Below are 17781 nucleotides of genomic sequence, written 5' to 3' on the forward strand. Positions count from 1 at the left end.
ACTTCATCGCCTAACTGCATGACAGCAAAGCAATTGGCTGGAACTGAGCGCCGATTCCGGCGACCATGACGCCCTCATCAAAGCCAATCTCATCGCAGGAGTCCGCGTGCCGCAACACAAGCCTGATCTGCCCCCTGAACTGCGCCCCTTGGCCGAGATGCCGCTATTGAAACGACTGGCCGCTCGCCTGTTCGGCCATGGCCTTACTCGTTTACGCGCGCAGCACCGGTTTTCCTGGTTGCACGGCCAAGCCGACGGCTTTCGCAGTGGGCACGAGGCGGGTGTGGAATATGGTTATCGCGAGGGCAAGGCCGATGGCATTGAGGAGGGCCGGCAGGTCCTGTTGATCCGCGACTTCCGCCCCGACGAACACCCTGCGCCGGGGGTGGATGACAGCCTGTTCGATGACTGGCGGTTGCCGCTCACGGCGGATGTGAAAAAACGCATGAAGGCGGATGTGGCGCGGCTGCTGCCGCCCCATGCGCAACCGAGTGCGGCGCAGTGGAAGATGATTTTCAGCGATACGCCCTCGACTTCGGTGATCGCCGGGGCCGGCGCGGGTAAATCCACATCCCTGGTGCTGCGCATCCTGCTGCTGACCCATTACCTGGGCTTTGAGCTGAGTTCGATGACGGTGGTGACCTTTACTCGCGAGTCGCGTAAAGACTTTATTCACAAGCTCATGGATATTCTCAGCTTGTGGGGCCAACCCCTTGGCATGAAGGAAGCCCAGGCTGTGGTGCGTACCTTCCACTCGCGCATCCTGCCAATGGTGCGCAGCCTGCCGGGCTTCGAGCGTCTGCAGGCCTTTGAAAACCTCAGCGACGGTTTTGCGGACGCCGACAGCAATCCCTTCGACCTGCGCATCGGCGACGCCCAGCGTCAACAGATGAATGCCTGCTATCACCGCCTGTATGGCCGCCACCAGCGTTTTCGCGAGCTGATTGCGCCGTTGGCCCGCCAAGGCCTGCAACTCAAGGAGCTGGAGCGTGATCATCCGGACGTGCAAAAACGCATCGCAGTGACAGACCTGGCAGCCAAACGTGATGACGAACTTTGCGATGTGATCGAAGACCTGTGGTTTCGCGCCGGGGCGTGGCCGATCAAGGGCATAGAGCCCAGCCGCCAGACCTTTGAAATCAACGGTGCGCAATTTCATTGCCACGGTTATATCCCGGCGCTGGATGCGTGGGTGGTGCTAGGTTTTGATGCGCGGGAAAACCCCCAGCTCAGCCGGCCGAACTCGAAACTATCCGTGCGTGCAGAGTGGGCGGTCAAGCGCACCTTGTTTCAAGCTTTCTGTCGTAAGCCTATGATATGGATGGACAATTATGAGGCTTCAAAGCGCTTGATCAGCAGCCTTGCCGGCGATGCAATGGCCGGGCCTGGCTTTGATTACAAGGTCAAGGGCGAACTGGCCTCGGCGCCGCTGTTGGATGGTTTTGTGATGGCTGCCGGGTTTATCGAGAACCTCGGTTTGGACGTACCGACGGCCGTGGGCCAGATGCGCTTTGCCAAGGACGATCCGGATCGGTTGTTCTTCGAGGCCCTGAGCATTTTCTGGAAGGCCCTGGAAGACCACCTGCTGGATCAATCGCCGCCGATTATGACCTACAACCGGATGTTCTCCCTGTTCGGTGAAAACACCCCGGAAAACCTCAAGCTGCTCAGCGATCCATTGCTGCGGCCTATGTCGCACCTGATGATCGACGAATTCCAGGATGTTTCGCCACAAATTGTCTCGTGGATACGTGCAAGCCTCAGGGAGATCCGCAGTCGCGGGCCGGCGATGCATGTGGGGCGCGGCGCACAGCGTTCTTCTTTGCTATGCGTAGGGGACGACTGGCAATCGATCTATGGTTGGCGTGGCAGTTCGCCCAAGTTCTTCATGCACTTCAATAACGAATTTTCCTCGCCAAGTACCACCCGCGTGATGCTGGCGGAGAACTACCGTAGCCACCAGCACATCATCGATGCGGCCGAACACGTGGTACGCAGTGCTCCGGCGATTCCCGGCAAGAAGGCCAAGGCCAGTGGTGCGCCCAAGGCACTCGTGCCTGTGATGGTACTCGAGCGCGACGATGCGGCGCTGGGCCAGCGATTGCTGGAGCACTATCAACGGGGCCAGAGCATATTGATGCTGTATCGAAAAAGTAGCGATAAACTACTGATTCAAGAGCATATTCAGGCTGTAGTTAATGTGGATTCTAGCTTGCCGCCCCACGAGCGCAGGTTGAAACAGCTGACCTATCACAGCGCCAAGGGCCTGCAGGCGGATGTGGTATTTTTACTGGGGGACTGTCAGCATCTCACCAGCTCGCCGTACAAGAATCAGGCCTACCGCATGGCGGGCCTGGGCAAGGACGGTGATAGCGAACCTTATGACACTGCGCAAAAAGAAGAAATATTGCGCCTGGCCTATGTTGGCATTACCCGAGCGGTCAGCCATTGCTATTGGTATGTGGAAAAGCCGGAAGGCCAGGGCGTGAATGTGCCCAGGGCCTCAGAGCGGGTGGATGGCAAGAAAGCCTTTTTCGATGATCAGCGCTGACCTTACAGCTGATACACAGCTGAATGTGGGAGAGGGCTGACAAATAGTGTTCAGGCCCTCAAAGACAACGGCGGCACAAAACACTCCAGCTCATCCTCTACCGCCTCGATGATGCGCTCCACATCTGCAGCGTTCATTACGGTGGCGCAAGGGATACCGGCGATGGCGATCAATGTCTCGCCGCTGGCCCGGTCAAACAGGCGCGCGACCATGCTACCGGGGGCGTCCATGCTGCCCTCGAAGCCCATTGGATGAAAATGCCAGCGCATCAGCTGGCAGGCGTTGGGAAACGTCACTTTGTTCATGTTGCCCACCTTGTTCATTGAGCGCTTCCTTTAGCTCGCGGCAGGGGTCAAGACCTTCGCTGGTCATGACAGTGAAGACCTTAAAAATAGCATTCGTTCGTAAGTACACGTGGAGTTTTTTAGCCCCGTTCGGCGGTTCTTTTCGCTAATTTTGACATGGGTCATGTCCTACGCAAGATTAGGCAAAAGGCCATTACTCCGCGGGCGCACCTGACCATTGAAGGGGCGGGTAAATTTCGGCATCTTCAAGTATTTTTTTCCGCTGCAGAGCCCTTTATGCCTGACATGACACCAGACGATGATTGTCGGAACACCCGAGTCACCCGTGAGCTGGTGCTGCGCCATCACCTGTGCTGGCGCCATCGCGATCTGGACGGGGTCATGGCTTATTACCACCCTGAGATCCAATACCACGACTTCTTCCAGAACCGCGTGGTGGGTTATGCCGAACTGCGTGAGTACCTGCAGGCCAGCATGCCCCGAGAAGCAGACGAGGCGATCGAGCATACCGACCGTATCCGTGCCGATGGCGACACCGCGTTTATCCAGTACCGCATCACTTTACGGGGCGGCCAGGGCCTGGTGTCGTTTCGCACCAGCGAAGCCATCACCGTGCGCGACGGATTGATCTGGCGAGTCAATGAATATGCATCCCTGGTGCATGAGCAGCCTGCCCAGTCCACGCGCCCCACGGTCAGTCGCCTGGGCTTGTCGCCCCAGCAATTGGGGCATATGGCGAACGACCTGCAGCAGTACTTTGAATCCAGGCAACCCTATCTGGATCCGGACCTGGACCTGCAACGGGTCGCCAAGGAAGTTGGCTACAGCCGCAATCAGATCTCCTACCTGCTCAATCAGGTGCTGGGGCAGAGCTTCTACCGCTACGTCAATCAGGCGCGGCTCCAGCATTTACTGGCCGCGTTGGACAGTGCCACTGCCCCTGTCAAAGTCGATGACCTGGCCTTTGCCGCCGGGTTCAATTCACTCTCGGCGTTCTACAGTGCTTTCCGCCAGCACACCGGGCAGTCGCCCAAGGCTTACGTCAAGCAAATTTCCCTGCGTGCACGCGCGCAAGACAGCCCCTGACGCCGCGCTCTAGGATCGACCCTATCGAAACGAGGTAGGGGAACCTGGCATGCCGGCATGGCGCAATATCAGTCTATGGATGGACCAGCTGGACGACCCGCTGGAGGCGCGGCCGTCCCTGGAGCATGACCTGGATGTCAACGTGGCGATCATCGGCGCCGGCTATACCGGCCTATGGACCGCCTATTACCTGAAACGCCAGGCCCCGGAGCTGAAAATCGCCATCATCGAGGCGCAGACCGCCGGCTTTGGCGCATCCGGGCGCAACGGTGGCTGGCTGATGGGCAATCTGCTGGGCGAGGACCGCCTGCTGGCCAGCCTCGCGCCGCAGCAACGGCGTGCTTCGTTTGACCTGCTGCACGGCATCCCTGATGAAGTGGCGCAGGTGCTGGTCCGTGAAGGCATCGACTGCGACTATCGCAAAGGTGGCGCGCTGTATTGTGCCGCACGCTACCCCGAGCAGGAGGCCAGCCTGCGCCAGTACCTGGACAAGCTGTATGCCCAGGGCCTTACCGAAGATGACTATCGTTGGCTCAGCCCGCAGCAGTTGGCCGAGCAGGTCCGTATCGCCAAGCCCTATGGCGGTATCTATGCACCTCATGTCGCGACCATCAACCCGGCCAAGCTGGTGCGCGGCCTGGCGCGGGCCGTTGAAAACCTGGGTGTGAGCATCTACGAGAACAGCCCGGTGACCCATTGGCAATCCGGCAGCCTGCGCACGGCCAAGGCCAGTGTGCGTGCCGCATGGGTAGTACCGGCAGTGGAGGGTTACGCCACTACCTTGCCGCCCCTGGGGCGTTACCAGTTGCCGGTACAGAGCCTGATCGTCGCCACCGAGCCGTTGCCGGCCAGCACTTGGGATGACATCGGCCTCAGTCGTGGCCAGGCATTTGGCGAGAGCAGCCGACAAGTCACCTACGGCCAGCGCACGGCAGACAACCGCTTGGTGTTCGGCGCCAGAGGCGGCTATCAATTTGCCGGTAAGTTGCGCCACAACTTTGATCTCACCGACAGCGAAGTACAGCTGCGTCGCTACCTTTTTGGCGAACTCTTCCCACAGTTGAAGAGGGTAAGGATTACCCATTCCTGGGGCGGCAACCTCGGCATGTCGCGCAATTTCCGTCCGCACATGCTCTGCGACCATAAAACCGGCGTTGCGCTTTCCGGCGGCTATGGCGGGGAGGGCGTAGGCGCCACCAACCTTGGCGGCCGCACCTTGGCCGATCTGATACTGGGCCTTGAAACGCCCCTGACCCGTCAACCCTGGGTGATTCGCGAACGCGGCCTGCAAGCCCTCAAGGCCTGGGAGCCCGAGCCGTGCCGTTGGCTGGGCTATAACGCGATCATCCGCAGCTTTGTCCATGAGGACCAGGTATTGGCCAACCCCAATACCGCGCCCTGGCGCCGCAGGCTGGCAACCGGCATCGCCGGGTTCATGGAAGGCTTCATGCATTAAGTCGTTCCACTCACACGGGAAAACCCCATGAGCATCACGCAATTCAAAGACGCACTGAACACCCGTCTGCCGGACTCATCTCCGGTCGCCGCGCCCTTGGGCGAGCCTATCGCTGTGGCCTCGACCTTGAGCGTGGAGCGCACTGATGGGGTCGAGACCGGTATCTGGGAATGCACCCCGGGGCGCTGGCGCCGGCAGATCAAGTCCCAGGAGTTTTGCCATTTCATCCAGGGCCGCTGCACCTTCACCCCCGATAACGGTGAACCCCTCCATATACAAGCCGGCGACGCACTGATGTTGCCGGCCAACAGCACCGGCACCTGGGATATCCATGAAACCGTGCGCAAGACCTACGTATTGATCCTGTAACGCTTTGATCCTTGATCGCCTGCCATAACAACAGCCCTAAAACCGCCAGGAAATCGAACCATGAAAGCCATTGCCCTGTTGCCCTTGATGTTGCTGGCCTCCATCAGCCAGGCCGCCGAAACCGTAAAGATCTACAACTGGTCGGACTACATTGCGCCGGACACCACCAAGAACTTCCAGAAAGACACCGGCATCGGTTTCACCTACGACCTGTACGACAGCAACGAAACCCTCGACGGCAAGTTGATGACCGGTAAATCCGGCTACGACGTGGTGTTCCCGTCCAATCACTTCATGGCCCGTCAAATCCAGGGCGGCGCCCTGAAAAAGCTCGACAAGAGCCAGTTGCCGAACTGGAAGAACCTCAACCCGGTGCTGCTAAAGGCCGTGGAAAACAACGACCCGGGCAACGAGCACGGCTTCCCGTACCTGTGGGGCAGCACCGGCATCGGCTATAACATCGACAAGATCAAGGCCGTGTTGGGCGATAACGCGCCGGTGGATTCCTGGGACCTGATCTTCAAGCCGGAAAACATGTCCAAGCTGCAAAAATGTGGGGTGGCCATCCTCGACAATGGCCCGGAGCTGCTGCCGGCAGCGCTGAACTACCTGGGCTTGCCGCACCATAGCAAAAAGCCCGAGGACTACAAAAAAGCCGAAGACCTGCTGATGAAAGTGCGACCTTACGTGGCGTATTTCCACTCCTCGAAATACACCGCTGACTTGGCCAATGGCGATATCTGCGTGGCGGTCGGTTTTTCCGGCGATATCCTGCAGGCCGAAAGCCGCGCCAAGGAGGCCAGGAACGGCGTGAACATCGGCTACAACATTCCCAAGGAAGGCGCGGCCATCTGGTTCGATATGGTCGCCATGCCCGCCGACGCGCCCGATGAAAGAGCCGGCTATGCCTTCATGAACTACCTGCTTCGCCCGGAAGTGATGGCCAGCATTACCAACTACGTGCATTACGCCAACGGCAACGCGGCGGCCGATAGCTTGGTGGATCCGGCGATCAAGGCGGACACCAAGGTGTATCCGAGCCCGGATATGATGGGTAAGTTGTTTGCACTGGAAGCCATGCCGTTGAATATTGATCGGATTCGCACGCGCGTGTGGAATACCGTTCGCACCGGACGCTGATTAAGTTGGCTGGCTCACACTGTAAGCCAGCCTTTTGCCCATCCAGAGTGGCAAATAAGTCCGCGGCGAAAGCACTTGAATAGATAATGACGTCATATTTAAGACATTTGATGTCAAATATTACGCATGGAAAGTGTTGTTTGCAGTGTGAGAAATTCGGTCCGTTGCACGTAACACTTTCACATGAACGCATTATCTAAAAGGTGATTTAAATGTCCTCCATACAAAGCCTTCCACCAGGTGGCACCTGGACCCAACTCGAAAACAGCCCTCCCGTCTTGCGCGGCACAGACCAGCGTGAGCGCCTGGAGGCCAATCGCGGCGAGGCCTCAGTGCTGATCGGCGGCGGCGCTGCCGACCAGCTGGTGGGCCGGCAAGGTGAAAATACATTCAAATATGAGCAAAGTACCGACTCCCTCAGCAATGATCCGGACACGATCTTGAACTTCAATCCCAAGGAAGACGAGATCGATGTGTCATTGGTACTAAAAGACCACAATATATCGGCTATTAACATTCAACCGGGCCCACCCGTGGACGTCGGTGATGTGCAGTTGAGTCATGAGTTTGGTGTGAGTACCTTGAATATCAAGGTCACCCCTGAGGGGCCGAACTTTTCTGTGCGCGTTGACGGTGTCAATCTATTGCCGGAGCATATCAACTTCTTTCATTCGGACTAAACCTACGGATTATCCAGGTCGTGCCCCAATGATTGGATGAATAAAGAAAACAACTCGGGCTGGGACGAGATGTCCAGCTTTGCGTACAAATGCCTGCGGTGCACTTTCACGGTGTCCGGCGAGATCTTGAGGCGTTCGGCCATGGCCTTGGAAGAAAAACCGCGCAATACCAGGCGGGCGATTTCCAGTTCGCGATCCGAGAGTACACCACTGCCAAAGTGGCTCAATGCGTCTCGGATCTGGCTGTCCATCGCCGGAGCCCGCTGAGTGCTTTGTTGCCAGTGCTGCTGCATCAGCGGCAGCACCCAGGCCGCCAGCGTGGTCAACAGCCCGGTTTCCTCGAAACTGAACCGTCGCTGCATGCCCAGCGACAGTGACAGCGTGCCCGCGACGGGCAATTGCAGGATAAATTGCACCTCGTCTTCCAGCACGTTGTCGTGGAAGTAGTTGAGAAAGTACTCACTCTGGCGGAAATGGTCCGGCGCCACTTCCTCCAGGCGGTAAACGCCGCTGGCATATTGCTCGCGGCACGCCTGGTAAAACGGATCGAGCAGGTACAGGCCATTGAGGTACACCAGCATCGAAGCAGGTTTGCTGCTGGGTTGGGCGTCGTATTCCTCCAGGGCCTGGGGCGGGCCATCCAGCGGGTAGAAAATCGCCAGGGCGTTATCGAAGGGCAGGCATTGGTGCAGCAACAGCACCAGCTGCTTCCAGAACCGTTCGGTGCCGATCTGTGACAGGGTGCGGCCCAACCCCGCGTGCATGCCGATTTCCCTGAACAAACTCATGTAGCAGGCTCCCACCATCAAAAGGTCGGCCAAGGGTTCGGCTTTTAGCGGGCATCGTCAAGGGGAGTACGCCAATAGGGGAATTGGCTGATAGATCCAGGGCCGATAACGTCGTAGTCATCCAGCGGGAAGCATATCCCGCAAAAACATCATTTTTCGTTTCTGCCTCACACCAAAAACAACGACAGAGGATAACGATATGAGTGCTACCCCCGCGCCCGATGGCGTGCTCAAGCCCACCCTGAGCGTCTTTGATGTAGTGGCCATTACCGTTTCCGCGGTAACGCCAGCCAGTTCCGTATTCGTGATTGCCCCGTTTGCCATCCAGCAGGCGGGCAGCGGCGTGTTCCTCGCTTTTGTGATGGCCGCGTTGCTGGCGCTGATGTTCGCCTTCTGTTACGCGGAGCTGGGCCGTGCCCATAACAGCGCCGGGGGTGAGTATGTGTATGCCAAGCGGGTGTTCGGCGGCATGGCCGGCTACGCGACGTTTCTGACCGTGCTGGTGATGTTGCTGTTTATCCCGCCGGTGTTGGCGACCGGTGCGGCGACTTACCTGAATAACGCCCTGGGCACGAACTTCGATTCACAGACCGTCGCCCTGGTGATCGTGGTATCCAGCTACGCCCTGGGTATTCTCAATATCAAGCTCAACGCCTGGATCACCGGCACGTGCCTGCTGCTGGAAGTGGCGGCCTTGCTGGTGATCGTGGTGATCGGCTTTGGCAACCCGGTGCAGCCGGCCAGTGTGTTGTTCCAGCCGCAGATCGTCGAAAACGGCGTGTTGCACTTGGCGCCCTGGGCCCTGGTGATCGGCGCGGTTGGTATCGGCCTGTTCTCGTTCAATGGTTACGGCCCGGCGGTGTTGCTGGCCGAAGACATGAAATGCGGCGGCAAAGGCGTACACAAGGCGGTGTTGTGGTCCCTGGGCCTGGTGGTGGTGATCGAGCTGGTGCCGATCACGGCATTGTTGATTGGCGCGCCGTCCCTGAGCGCGATGATCAGCAGCCCCGATCCCATCGGTTACCTGTTGACCAGCCATGGCAATGAAACCCTGTCGCGACTGGTCAGTGCCGGGATTTTCCTGTCGGTGTTCAATGCCATTGTCGCCATCGTCATCCAGATTGGCCGCGTGGTGTTCAGCAGCGGTCGTGATGCGTTGTGGACGCCGAGCATCAACAAGCTGTTCACGCGCATTCACCCGCGCTGGGATTCGCCGTGGCTGGCGACGCTGTTCCTGGCGATTCCTTCGGCGCTGTTGAGTTTCAGCTCGAACCTGGCCGACCTGACCTCGTTCAGCGTCTTGCTGATCATGCTGGTGTACCTGGTGGTGGCGCTGAGTGCGCTGATGAGCCGGGTACTGCTGCGTGATCGCGAGCATCCCTATCGCATGCCGTTGTGGCCGCTGCCGGCCTTGCTGGCGGTGCTCGGCGCGGGGTACCTGCTGGTGACCTTGATCCTGGAGGCATCGGTGCGCGACATCATGATCATCATCGGCTTGCTGGCCCTGTCGGTGATTCTGTATTGCATCAGTGGCCGGTTGAGCCCGGCGTTCCAGAAATTGTAAGGAGTGGGTATGCGAGCACGTCAATTGGGCATCACGTTGGGGCTGGGCACGCCCGGCGAATTGAATGCCATCACCGATGTTCCCGGGGTTCGCGTGGGTCACACCACGCTTAAGGCAGAGATCGACGGCAAGCAGGTCCGAACCGGGGTCACATTGATCCAACCGCGTGCCGGGGAAGCGCGGCAGCAACCTTGTTTCGCCGGCTACCACGTGCTCAATGGCAACGGCGACGCCACCGGCCTGGAGTGGATCGGCGAGGCGGGGCTGTTGACCACGCCGATGGCGATTACCAACACTCACAGCATCGGGATTGTGCGTGACGCCTTGATCGCCCTGGAGCGCGAGCGCCTGGCGGACCCGGCAGTGTACTGGTGCATGCCGGTGGTCATGGAAACCTACGACGGCTTGCTCAACGATATCTGGGGCCAGCATGTGCAACCTGAGCATGTACGCCAGGCCCTGGAAAACGCTGAAAGCGGACCGGTGCAGGAGGGCGCGGTGGGCGGCGGCACCGGCATGATCTGCCACGAGTTCAAGGGCGGTATCGGCACGGCGTCACGGCGTTTGCCGGCGGAGCAGGGCGGCTGGACCATCGGCGTACTGGTGCAGGCCAACCATGGCAAGCGCCAGGAGCTGCGGGTTGATGGTTATCCCGTAGGACGTCACTTGGTGGACATTGCGTCGCCTTTCGCTGAGCGGGGTACGCCCGGCATGGGGTCTATCGTGGTGATTATCGCCACCGACGCACCCTTGCTGCCCCACCAATGCCAACGCCTGGCGCAGCGTGCATCCATTGGCATCGCGCGCACCGGTGGTGGCACCGAGGATTCCAGCGGCGACCTGTTTTTAGCCTTTGCCACCGGTAACCAGGGTTTGCCGCCGGCAGACTACGGGCGTAGAGACCTGCCACTGCAAACGGCGCTGCACATGGTCAATAACGATCATATCTCGCCGCTGTTCAGCGCTGCGGCCGAGGCAGTGGAAGAGGCGATCATCAACGCGATACTGGCGGGCGAAGACATGAGCACGCAAGAGGGCGTCAAAGTGCCTGGGCTGACCGGCGAGACGCTCTTTGAAGCATTGCACAAGTGCGGGTGGTGTATGTCCCGGTAATAGGGGACAACGCACTTTAATAGTGCGAATGATGGCTCTTTAATGCTGCCATTGACACCGTGACAATATATTGGATCCATTATTCAAGTGCGCCGCTCAACCCGAGCGGCTTTACTGCTATTTAATATTTAAATATCACCGCGTCAAACGAGGCAGCTAAAAAGCAAGGGTTCCCAGTAAACACTACGTGCGACTTACTCAAGTTGAACCTGCGTCACATTTTAGCCGTGGAAATAGTGGTAGACGAAAGATTTCAAGTTGTGTCAGTTTTCTTACGCCTTCAAAAGAGGTGAGTGATAGGACTATCCTCGCCCGCGAGGTTCCTATCGAACAAAGACTGATGCACTTGCAAACAAGGAAGTACGTTTATGTCAAAAGTAAAAGACAAGGCTATTGTATCTGCCGCGCAAGCCAGCACTGCTTACTCGCAAATCGATAGCTTCAGCCACTTGTATGACCGTGGCGGCAACCTCACGGTCAATGGCAAACCGTCCTACACCGTCGACCAGGCAGCTACCCAGCTGCTGCGGGATGGCGCCGCGTATCGGGACTTTGATGGCAACGGCAAGATCGATCTGACCTACACCTTCCTCACCTCGGCTACCCAGAGCACCATGAACAAACATGGCATCTCAGGTTTCAGCCAGTTCAACGCCCAGCAGAAAGCACAGGCCGCACTGGCCATGCAATCCTGGTCGGACGTGGCCAACGTCACCTTCACCGAGAAAGCCAGCGGTGGTGATGGTCACATGACCTTCGGCAACTACAGCAGCGGCCAGGACGGCGCGGCGGCGTTCGCTTACCTGCCCGGCACTGGCGCAGGCTACGACGGCACCTCGTGGTACCTGACCAACAACAGCTACACGCCGAACAAGACCCCGGACCTGAACAACTATGGCCGGCAAACCCTCACCCATGAAATCGGCCACACCCTGGGCCTGGCTCACCCTGGCGACTACAACGCCGGGAATGGCAACCCGACCTACAACGACGCGACCTATGGACAGGACACGCGCGGCTACAGCCTCATGAGTTACTGGAGCGAGAGCAACACCAACCAGAACTTCAGCAAAGGTGGCGTCGAGGCTTACGCTTCCGGCCCGCTGATCGACGACATCGCCGCGATCCAGAAGCTCTACGGTGCCAACCTCAACACCCGTGCCGGTGACACCACTTACGGGTTCAACTCCAACACCGGGCGTGATTTCCTCAGCGCCACATCCAATGCCGACAAGCTGGTGTTCTCGGTCTGGGACGGTGGTGGCAATGACACCCTGGACTTCTCCGGTTTCACCCAAAACCAGAAGATCAACCTCAATGCCACCTCGTTCTCCGACGTTGGCGGGCTGGTGGGCAACGTGTCCATCGCCAAGGGCGTCACCGTCGAAAACGCCTTTGGTGGCGCGGGCAACGACCTGATCATTGGTAACCAGGCCGCTAACCTCATCAAGGGCGGGGCCGGCAACGATCTCATCTACGGTGGTGGCGGTGCGGACCAACTGTGGGGCGGCGCCGGCAGCGATACCTTCGTGTACGGTGCCAGTTCCGACTCCCGTCCAGGCGCTGCGGACAAGATCTTCGACTTCACGTCGGGTTCGGACAAGATCGACCTGTCCGGTATCACCAAGGGTGCGGGCGTGACCTTCGTCAATGCATTCACCGGGCATGCCGGCGATGCTGTTCTGTCCTACGCCTCAGGCACCAACCTGGGTACGTTGGCCGTGGACTTCTCCGGGCACGGCGTGGCGGATTTCCTCGTCACCACCGTAGGCCAGGCAGCGGTCAGCGACATCGTGGCGTGATGTGAAGCGCGCGGTGCTTCGGCGCCGCGCTCTATGATGGAGCTTGAAATGCCGCGTTTTTCCCATTTGATCGCCTGTGTGTCGCAGGTGTTGTTCGTGTCGGCAGGAGCCCATGCAATGGCGAGCAGTCTGGTTTTACCCACCACCGCGCAATTGGCCGGGCATTGGGAGTTGAAGCAGCAGGATAAGGTGTGTGCCCTGGAGTTGCTGGAGCAGGCCAATTCCCTGGATGGCGATATCGCGTGTGCCGCGCAATGGCTGGGCGATAAGCCACTGACCTGGTCGCCCACACCGGATGGTATATGGCTGTTTAACGCTGAGGGTTCAGGGATTACGCACTTGAATCGCCAAAGCGAGGGTGAATATCAAGCCCGCACTAAAACCGGGGAAGTTGTCGAGCTGAAACGGATACCTTAGTTCAAGTTATAAGCATATAACTCGATTTAATAGTTGGCCGAGCCCTGTTTGGGGCAAGGGTGATTATTGCGCGTCATTCGCTCCAAGGAAGATCAAATAATATGGCGAAGTCCCATAAGGTTGCGCCCTTATACAGGGCGTTGGGTGAATACAAGAGTATTTTGATCAGCATCGGCTGCTTTACGGCGCTGATTAACCTGCTGATGCTGGTGCCGTCGATTTACATGCTGCAAGTGTATGACCGTGTGTTGTCCTCCCAGAATGAAACCACGCTGGTGATGTTGACGCTGATGGTCGTGGGCTTCTTTGCATTTATCGGCCTGCTGGAAGTGGTGCGCAGTTTTGTCGTGATCCGTATTGGCAGCCAGTTGGAGCGGCGGTTCAATCTGCGCGTCTACAAGGCCGCGTTCGAGCGCAACCTGCAGCGCGGCCAGGGGCATGCCGGGCAGTCCCTGGGCGACCTGACCGCTATCCGCCAATTCATCACCGGGCCTGCGCTGTTCGCATTCTTCGATGCGCCGTGGTTTCCGATCTACCTGTTCGTGATTTTCCTCTTCAACGTGTGGCTCGGCGTACTGGCCACGGCCGGTGCGGTGCTGTTGATTGGGCTGGCGTGCCTGAATGAATACCTGACGAAAAAGCCGTTGGGCGAGGCGAGTATCTTCTCCCAGCAGTCGACCCAGTTGGCTACCAGCCATTTGCACAACGCCGAGACGATCCAGGCCATGGGCATGCTCGGCGCACTGCGCCAGCGCTGGTTTGGGGTGCACGCGCAGTTCATCGGTTTCCAGAACAAGGCCAGCGACACCGGTTCGGTGATCAGCTCCCTGAGCAAATCCCTGCGCCTGTGCCTGCAATCCCTGGTATTGGGCCTCGGCGCCTTCCTGGTGATCAGGGGCGAAATGACCGCCGGCATGATGATCGCAGGCTCCATTCTGATGGGTCGCGTACTTAGCCCCATCGACCAGCTGATTGCCGTGTGGAAGCAATGGAGCTCGGCCAAACTGGCCTACCAGCGCCTCGACGAACTGCTGCGCGAATTCCCCCCGGAAGTCGAGCAGATGGCCTTGCCGGCACCCAAGGGCCAGGTCAGTTTCGAGCAGGTCAGCGCCGGTCCGCCGGGGCGACGCATGGCGACTTTGCATCAGGTCAGCTTCAACCTGGCGGCCGGGGAAGTGCTCGGTGTGCTGGGCGCGTCGGGCTCCGGCAAGTCCACCCTGGCTCGGGTGCTGGTGGGCGTCTGGCCGACCCTGGCCGGCACCGTGCGCCTGGACGGCGCGGATATCCATCGTTGGGACCGCGACGACCTCGGTCCGCATATCGGATATTTGCCCCAGGACATCGAGCTGTTCAGCGGCAGCATCGCTGACAACATCGCGCGCTTTCGCGACGCCGACCCGGAGCAGGTGGTCAAGGCCGCGCAACAGGCCGGTGTACATGAACTGATCCTGCGCCTGCCCCAAGGCTATGACACCGTGCTGGGCGACAACGGCGGCGGCCTGTCCGGTGGCCAGAAACAACGGGTGGCCCTGGCCCGTGCCCTGTACGGCAACCCGCGCCTGATCGTGCTGGATGAGCCCAACTCCAACCTCGACACCGTCGGCGAAGCCGCTTTGGCCAGCGCCATCATGCAGATGAAAGCCCAGGGCAGCAGCGTGGTGCTGGTGACCCACCGCTCCTCGGCGCTGGCCCAGGCTGACAAGCTGCTGGTGCTCGGCGAAGGCCATCTGCAAGCGTTCGGGCCGAGCCAGGAAGTGCTGCGCGCATTGTCCGGGCAGCAGGAAGCGCCGAAAGAAAAAACCGGTGTCAGTTTCAGTCGTCAGTACCAGGCCGGAAGGAATCCAGGCGCATGAGCAGCATGACCGTTGAACCTCGTTTTAAAGAACACGACGCTGGCTTCTTCGTAAAAATGGGCTGGCTGCTGACCGTTGTCGGTGCCGGTGGGTTTTTCCTCTGGGCCAGCCTCGCGCCGTTGGACCAGGGCATTCCTGTCCAAGGTACCGTAGTAGTGTCCGGCAAGCGCAAGGCCGTGCAAACCTTCAGCCCCGGCGTAGTCAGCCGAATCCTGGTGAAGGAGGGCGAACTGGTCAAGCAAGGCCAGCCGCTGTTTCGTCTCGACCAGACCCAGAACCAGGCTGACGTGCAGTCGTTGCAAGCCCAGTACCGCATGGCCTGGGCCAGCGTGGCGCGTTGGCAGAGCGAGCGCGACAATCTTGCCGGTGTCACCTTTCCCGCTGAGCTGAGCGCCAACCCCGACCCGGCCCTGGCGTTGGTACTGGAAGGCCAGCGCCAATTGTTCAGCAGCCGCCGCGACGCGTTTGCCCGTGAACAGGCCGGGATTCGCGCGAGCATCGAAGGCGCCACCTCACAGTTGGGCGGCATGCGCCGTGCCCGCAGTGACCTGACCGCCCAGGCCCAATCCCTGCGCGATCAGCTCGGCAACCTGCAACCTTTGGCCGACAACGGCTATATCCCGCGCAACCGCCTGATGGAATACCAGCGCCAGTTGTCCCAGGTGCAACAGGATCTGGCGCAGAACGCCGGGGAAAGCGGGCGCATCGAGCAGGGCATCCTCGAGTCGCGCCTCAAGTTGCAGCAGCACAGCGAGGAATATCAAAAGGAGGTGCGCAGTCAATTGGCCGATGCACAATTGCGCAGCCTGACCCTGGAACAGCAACTGACCTCTGCCGGTTTCAACCTGCAACACAGCGAGATCAACGCGCCGGCCGATGGCATCGCGGTCAACCTCAGCGTGCACACCGAAGGCGCCGTGGTGCGCGCCGGTGAAACCCTGCTGGAGATCGTGCCCCAAGGCACGCGCCTGGAAGTGGAAGGGCATCTGCCGGTGCATCTGGTGGACAAGGTGGGGCCCCATTTGCCGGTGGACATCCTCTTCACCGCCTTCAACCAGAGCCGCACGCCCCGCGTGCCGGGAGAGGTCAGCCTGATCTCCGCCGACCAGATGCTCGATGAAAAAACCGGTGCGCCGTATTACGTGCTGCGCACCAGCGTCAGCGAAGCGGCGATGGAAAAACTCCATGGCTTGGTGATCAAGCCCGGCATGCCCGCCGAGATGTTCGTGCGCACCGGCGAGCGGTCGTTGCTCAATTACCTGTTCAAGCCGCTGCTGGATCGCGCCGGCTCCGCGTTGACTGAGGAATGAGCATGAAGTCAGTGTTCATTTCGCTGGTGCTGGTGTGTGGCAGTGCCCAGGCCGCCATGGGCCCGTTCGATGTGTACGAGCAGGCCCTGCGCAACGACCCGGTATTCCTCGGTGCTATCAAAGAGCGCGACGCCGGCCTGGAAAACCGCACCATCGGCCGCGCCGGGCTGCTGCCGAGGCTGTCCTACAACTACAACAAGGGTCGCAACAATTCCGAGGCGCACCTGCCCGACGGGCGTGGCGGCAGCTATCGCGACGACCGCAACTACAACAGCTATGGCTCGACCTTTAGCCTGCAACAGCCGCTGTTCGATTACGAAGCCTATGCCAACTACCGCAAGGGTGTAGCCCAGGCGCTGTTCGCCGACGAAAGCTTTCGTGATAAGAGTCAGGCGTTGCTGGTGCGGGTGCTGAGCTACTACACCCAGGCACTGTTTGCCCAGGATCAGATCGACATCGCCCGCGCCAAGAAAAAGGCCTTCGAGCAGCAATTCCAGCAGAACGAGCACTTGTTCAAGGCCGGCGAGGGCACGCGTACTGACATCCTGGAAGCCGAATCGCGCTATGAACTGGCCACCGCCGAAGAGATCCAGGCTCTGGATGAGCAGGACGCCTCGCTGCGGGAATTGGGCGCGTTGATTGGCGTGCAAAGCGTCAACATCAATGACCTGGCGCCGCTGAACCAGAGCTTTGCCGCGTTCACCCTGACCCCGGCCAACTACGACACCTGGCATGAACTGGCGCTCACCAACAACCCGGTGCTGGCCTCCCAGCGCCAATCCCTGGAAGTGGCGCGCTATGAGGTAGAACGCAACCGCGCCGGGCATTTGCCGAGAATCACCGCCTATGCCACTTCGCGCAAACAGGAATCCGACAGCGGCAATACCTACAACCAACGCTACGACACCAACACCATCGGCGTCGAAGTGAGCATGCCGCTGTATGCCGGCGGCGGCATCTCGGCCTCAACCCGCCAGGCCAGCCGCGCCATGGAGCAGGCGGAGTACGAGCTGGAAGGCAAGACCCGCGAAACCCTGATCGAATTGCGGCGTCAGTTCAGTGCCTGCCTGTCGGGGGTGAGCAAGCTGCGCGCTTACCAGAAAGCCTTGGTCTCGGCCGAGGCCCTGGTGGTTTCGACCAAGCAGAGCATCCTCGGCGGCGAACGGGTCAACCTCGATGCGCTGAATGCCGAGCAGCAGCTGTACAGCACCCGCCGCGACCTGGCCCAGGCGCGGTATGACTACCTGATGGCCTGGACCAAATTGCACTACTACGCGGGCAACTTGCGCGACACCGACCTGGCCAAGGTGGACGAGGCCTTCGGCCCTGTGAAATGAGCATCCATAA

General features: G+C 59.6%; 15 protein-coding genes. 13 read left to right on the top strand and 2 right to left on the bottom strand.

The window, feature by feature from the left end; translation table 11 throughout:
* The first annotated feature begins 106 nt into the window (after window positions 1-106).
* Window positions 107-2551 carry a UvrD-helicase domain-containing protein gene (locus ASD70_RS05955; RefSeq protein WP_056845916.1) on the top strand — a complete coding sequence of 815 codons (2445 nt, stop codon included), beginning with the start codon at window positions 107-109 and terminating at the stop codon, window positions 2549-2551.
* Between the two features lie 50 nt (window positions 2552-2601).
* Here the strand turns inward: ASD70_RS05955 and ASD70_RS05960 are convergent, their stop codons facing one another.
* Window positions 2602-2874, bottom strand: coding sequence for a DUF1652 domain-containing protein (locus tag ASD70_RS05960; RefSeq protein WP_026013572.1), 273 nt, complete (start codon window positions 2872-2874; stop codon window positions 2602-2604).
* 258 nt (window positions 2875-3132) lie between these two features.
* Here ASD70_RS05960 and ASD70_RS05965 point away from each other — a divergent pair, with 258 nt between their 5' ends.
* From ASD70_RS05965 to ASD70_RS05985, 5 genes are all read left to right on the top strand, one after another.
* Complete coding sequence (locus ASD70_RS05965; RefSeq protein WP_056845917.1) at window positions 3133-3942, top strand: AraC family transcriptional regulator; 810 nt, start codon at window positions 3133-3135, stop codon at window positions 3940-3942.
* Window positions 3943-3991: 49 nt separating this feature from the next.
* Window positions 3992-5398: an NAD(P)/FAD-dependent oxidoreductase gene (locus ASD70_RS05970; protein WP_056845918.1), complete on the top strand. Its 1407-nt coding sequence runs from the start codon at window positions 3992-3994 to the stop codon at window positions 5396-5398.
* A gap of 27 nt (window positions 5399-5425) precedes the next feature.
* Complete coding sequence (locus ASD70_RS05975; protein WP_046068078.1) at window positions 5426-5767, top strand: cupin domain-containing protein; 342 nt, start codon at window positions 5426-5428, stop codon at window positions 5765-5767.
* A 60-nt stretch (window positions 5768-5827) separates the two neighbouring features.
* Window positions 5828-6907 (top strand): polyamine ABC transporter substrate-binding protein, encoded by a 1080-nt coding sequence (locus ASD70_RS05980; RefSeq protein WP_056845919.1) that lies wholly within the window; start codon window positions 5828-5830, stop codon window positions 6905-6907.
* A gap of 212 nt (window positions 6908-7119) precedes the next feature.
* Window positions 7120-7587, top strand: coding sequence for a M10 family metallopeptidase C-terminal domain-containing protein (locus ASD70_RS05985; protein WP_056845920.1), 468 nt, complete (start codon window positions 7120-7122; stop codon window positions 7585-7587).
* A 2-nt stretch (window positions 7588-7589) separates the two neighbouring features.
* Here ASD70_RS05985 and ASD70_RS05990 read toward each other — a convergent pair whose 3' ends face one another.
* Entirely contained in the window at window positions 7590-8375 is a 786-nt protein-coding gene (locus ASD70_RS05990; RefSeq protein WP_056845921.1) for a helix-turn-helix transcriptional regulator, read from the bottom strand.
* Window positions 8376-8574: 199 nt separating this feature from the next.
* On the opposite strand from ASD70_RS05990, the gene ASD70_RS05995 reads away from it, so the two are divergent.
* From ASD70_RS05995 to ASD70_RS06025, 7 genes are all read left to right on the top strand, one after another.
* Complete coding sequence (locus tag ASD70_RS05995; RefSeq protein ID WP_043049392.1) at window positions 8575-9939, top strand: APC family permease; 1365 nt, start codon at window positions 8575-8577, stop codon at window positions 9937-9939.
* A gap of 9 nt (window positions 9940-9948) precedes the next feature.
* On the top strand, window positions 9949-11052 hold the full coding sequence (locus tag ASD70_RS06000) for a DmpA family aminopeptidase (RefSeq protein ID WP_056845922.1): 1104 nt from the start codon (window positions 9949-9951) through the stop codon (window positions 11050-11052).
* Between the two features lie 368 nt (window positions 11053-11420).
* Window positions 11421-12854: a serralysin family metalloprotease gene (locus tag ASD70_RS06005; protein WP_046068083.1), complete on the top strand. Its 1434-nt coding sequence runs from the start codon at window positions 11421-11423 to the stop codon at window positions 12852-12854.
* 48 nt (window positions 12855-12902) lie between these two features.
* On the top strand, window positions 12903-13271 hold the full coding sequence (locus ASD70_RS06010) for an AprI/Inh family metalloprotease inhibitor (protein ID WP_046068084.1): 369 nt from the start codon (window positions 12903-12905) through the stop codon (window positions 13269-13271).
* A 101-nt stretch (window positions 13272-13372) separates the two neighbouring features.
* On the top strand, window positions 13373-15124 hold the full coding sequence (locus ASD70_RS06015; RefSeq protein WP_056845923.1) for a type I secretion system permease/ATPase: 1752 nt from the start codon (window positions 13373-13375) through the stop codon (window positions 15122-15124).
* Window positions 15121-16434, top strand: coding sequence for an HlyD family type I secretion periplasmic adaptor subunit (locus ASD70_RS06020; protein ID WP_046068086.1), 1314 nt, complete (start codon window positions 15121-15123; stop codon window positions 16432-16434). Before ASD70_RS06015 ends, ASD70_RS06020 begins: the two co-directional genes overlap by 4 nt.
* 2 nt (window positions 16435-16436) lie before the next feature.
* Window positions 16437-17771 (top strand): TolC family outer membrane protein, encoded by a 1335-nt coding sequence (locus tag ASD70_RS06025; RefSeq protein WP_046068087.1) that lies wholly within the window; start codon window positions 16437-16439, stop codon window positions 17769-17771.
* The last annotated feature ends 10 nt before the right edge of the window (window positions 17772-17781 follow it).

Source organism: Pseudomonas sp. Root569 (genome assembly GCF_001427465.1).
GTDB classification, from domain to species: Bacteria; Pseudomonadota; Gammaproteobacteria; order Pseudomonadales; family Pseudomonadaceae; genus Aquipseudomonas; species Aquipseudomonas synxantha.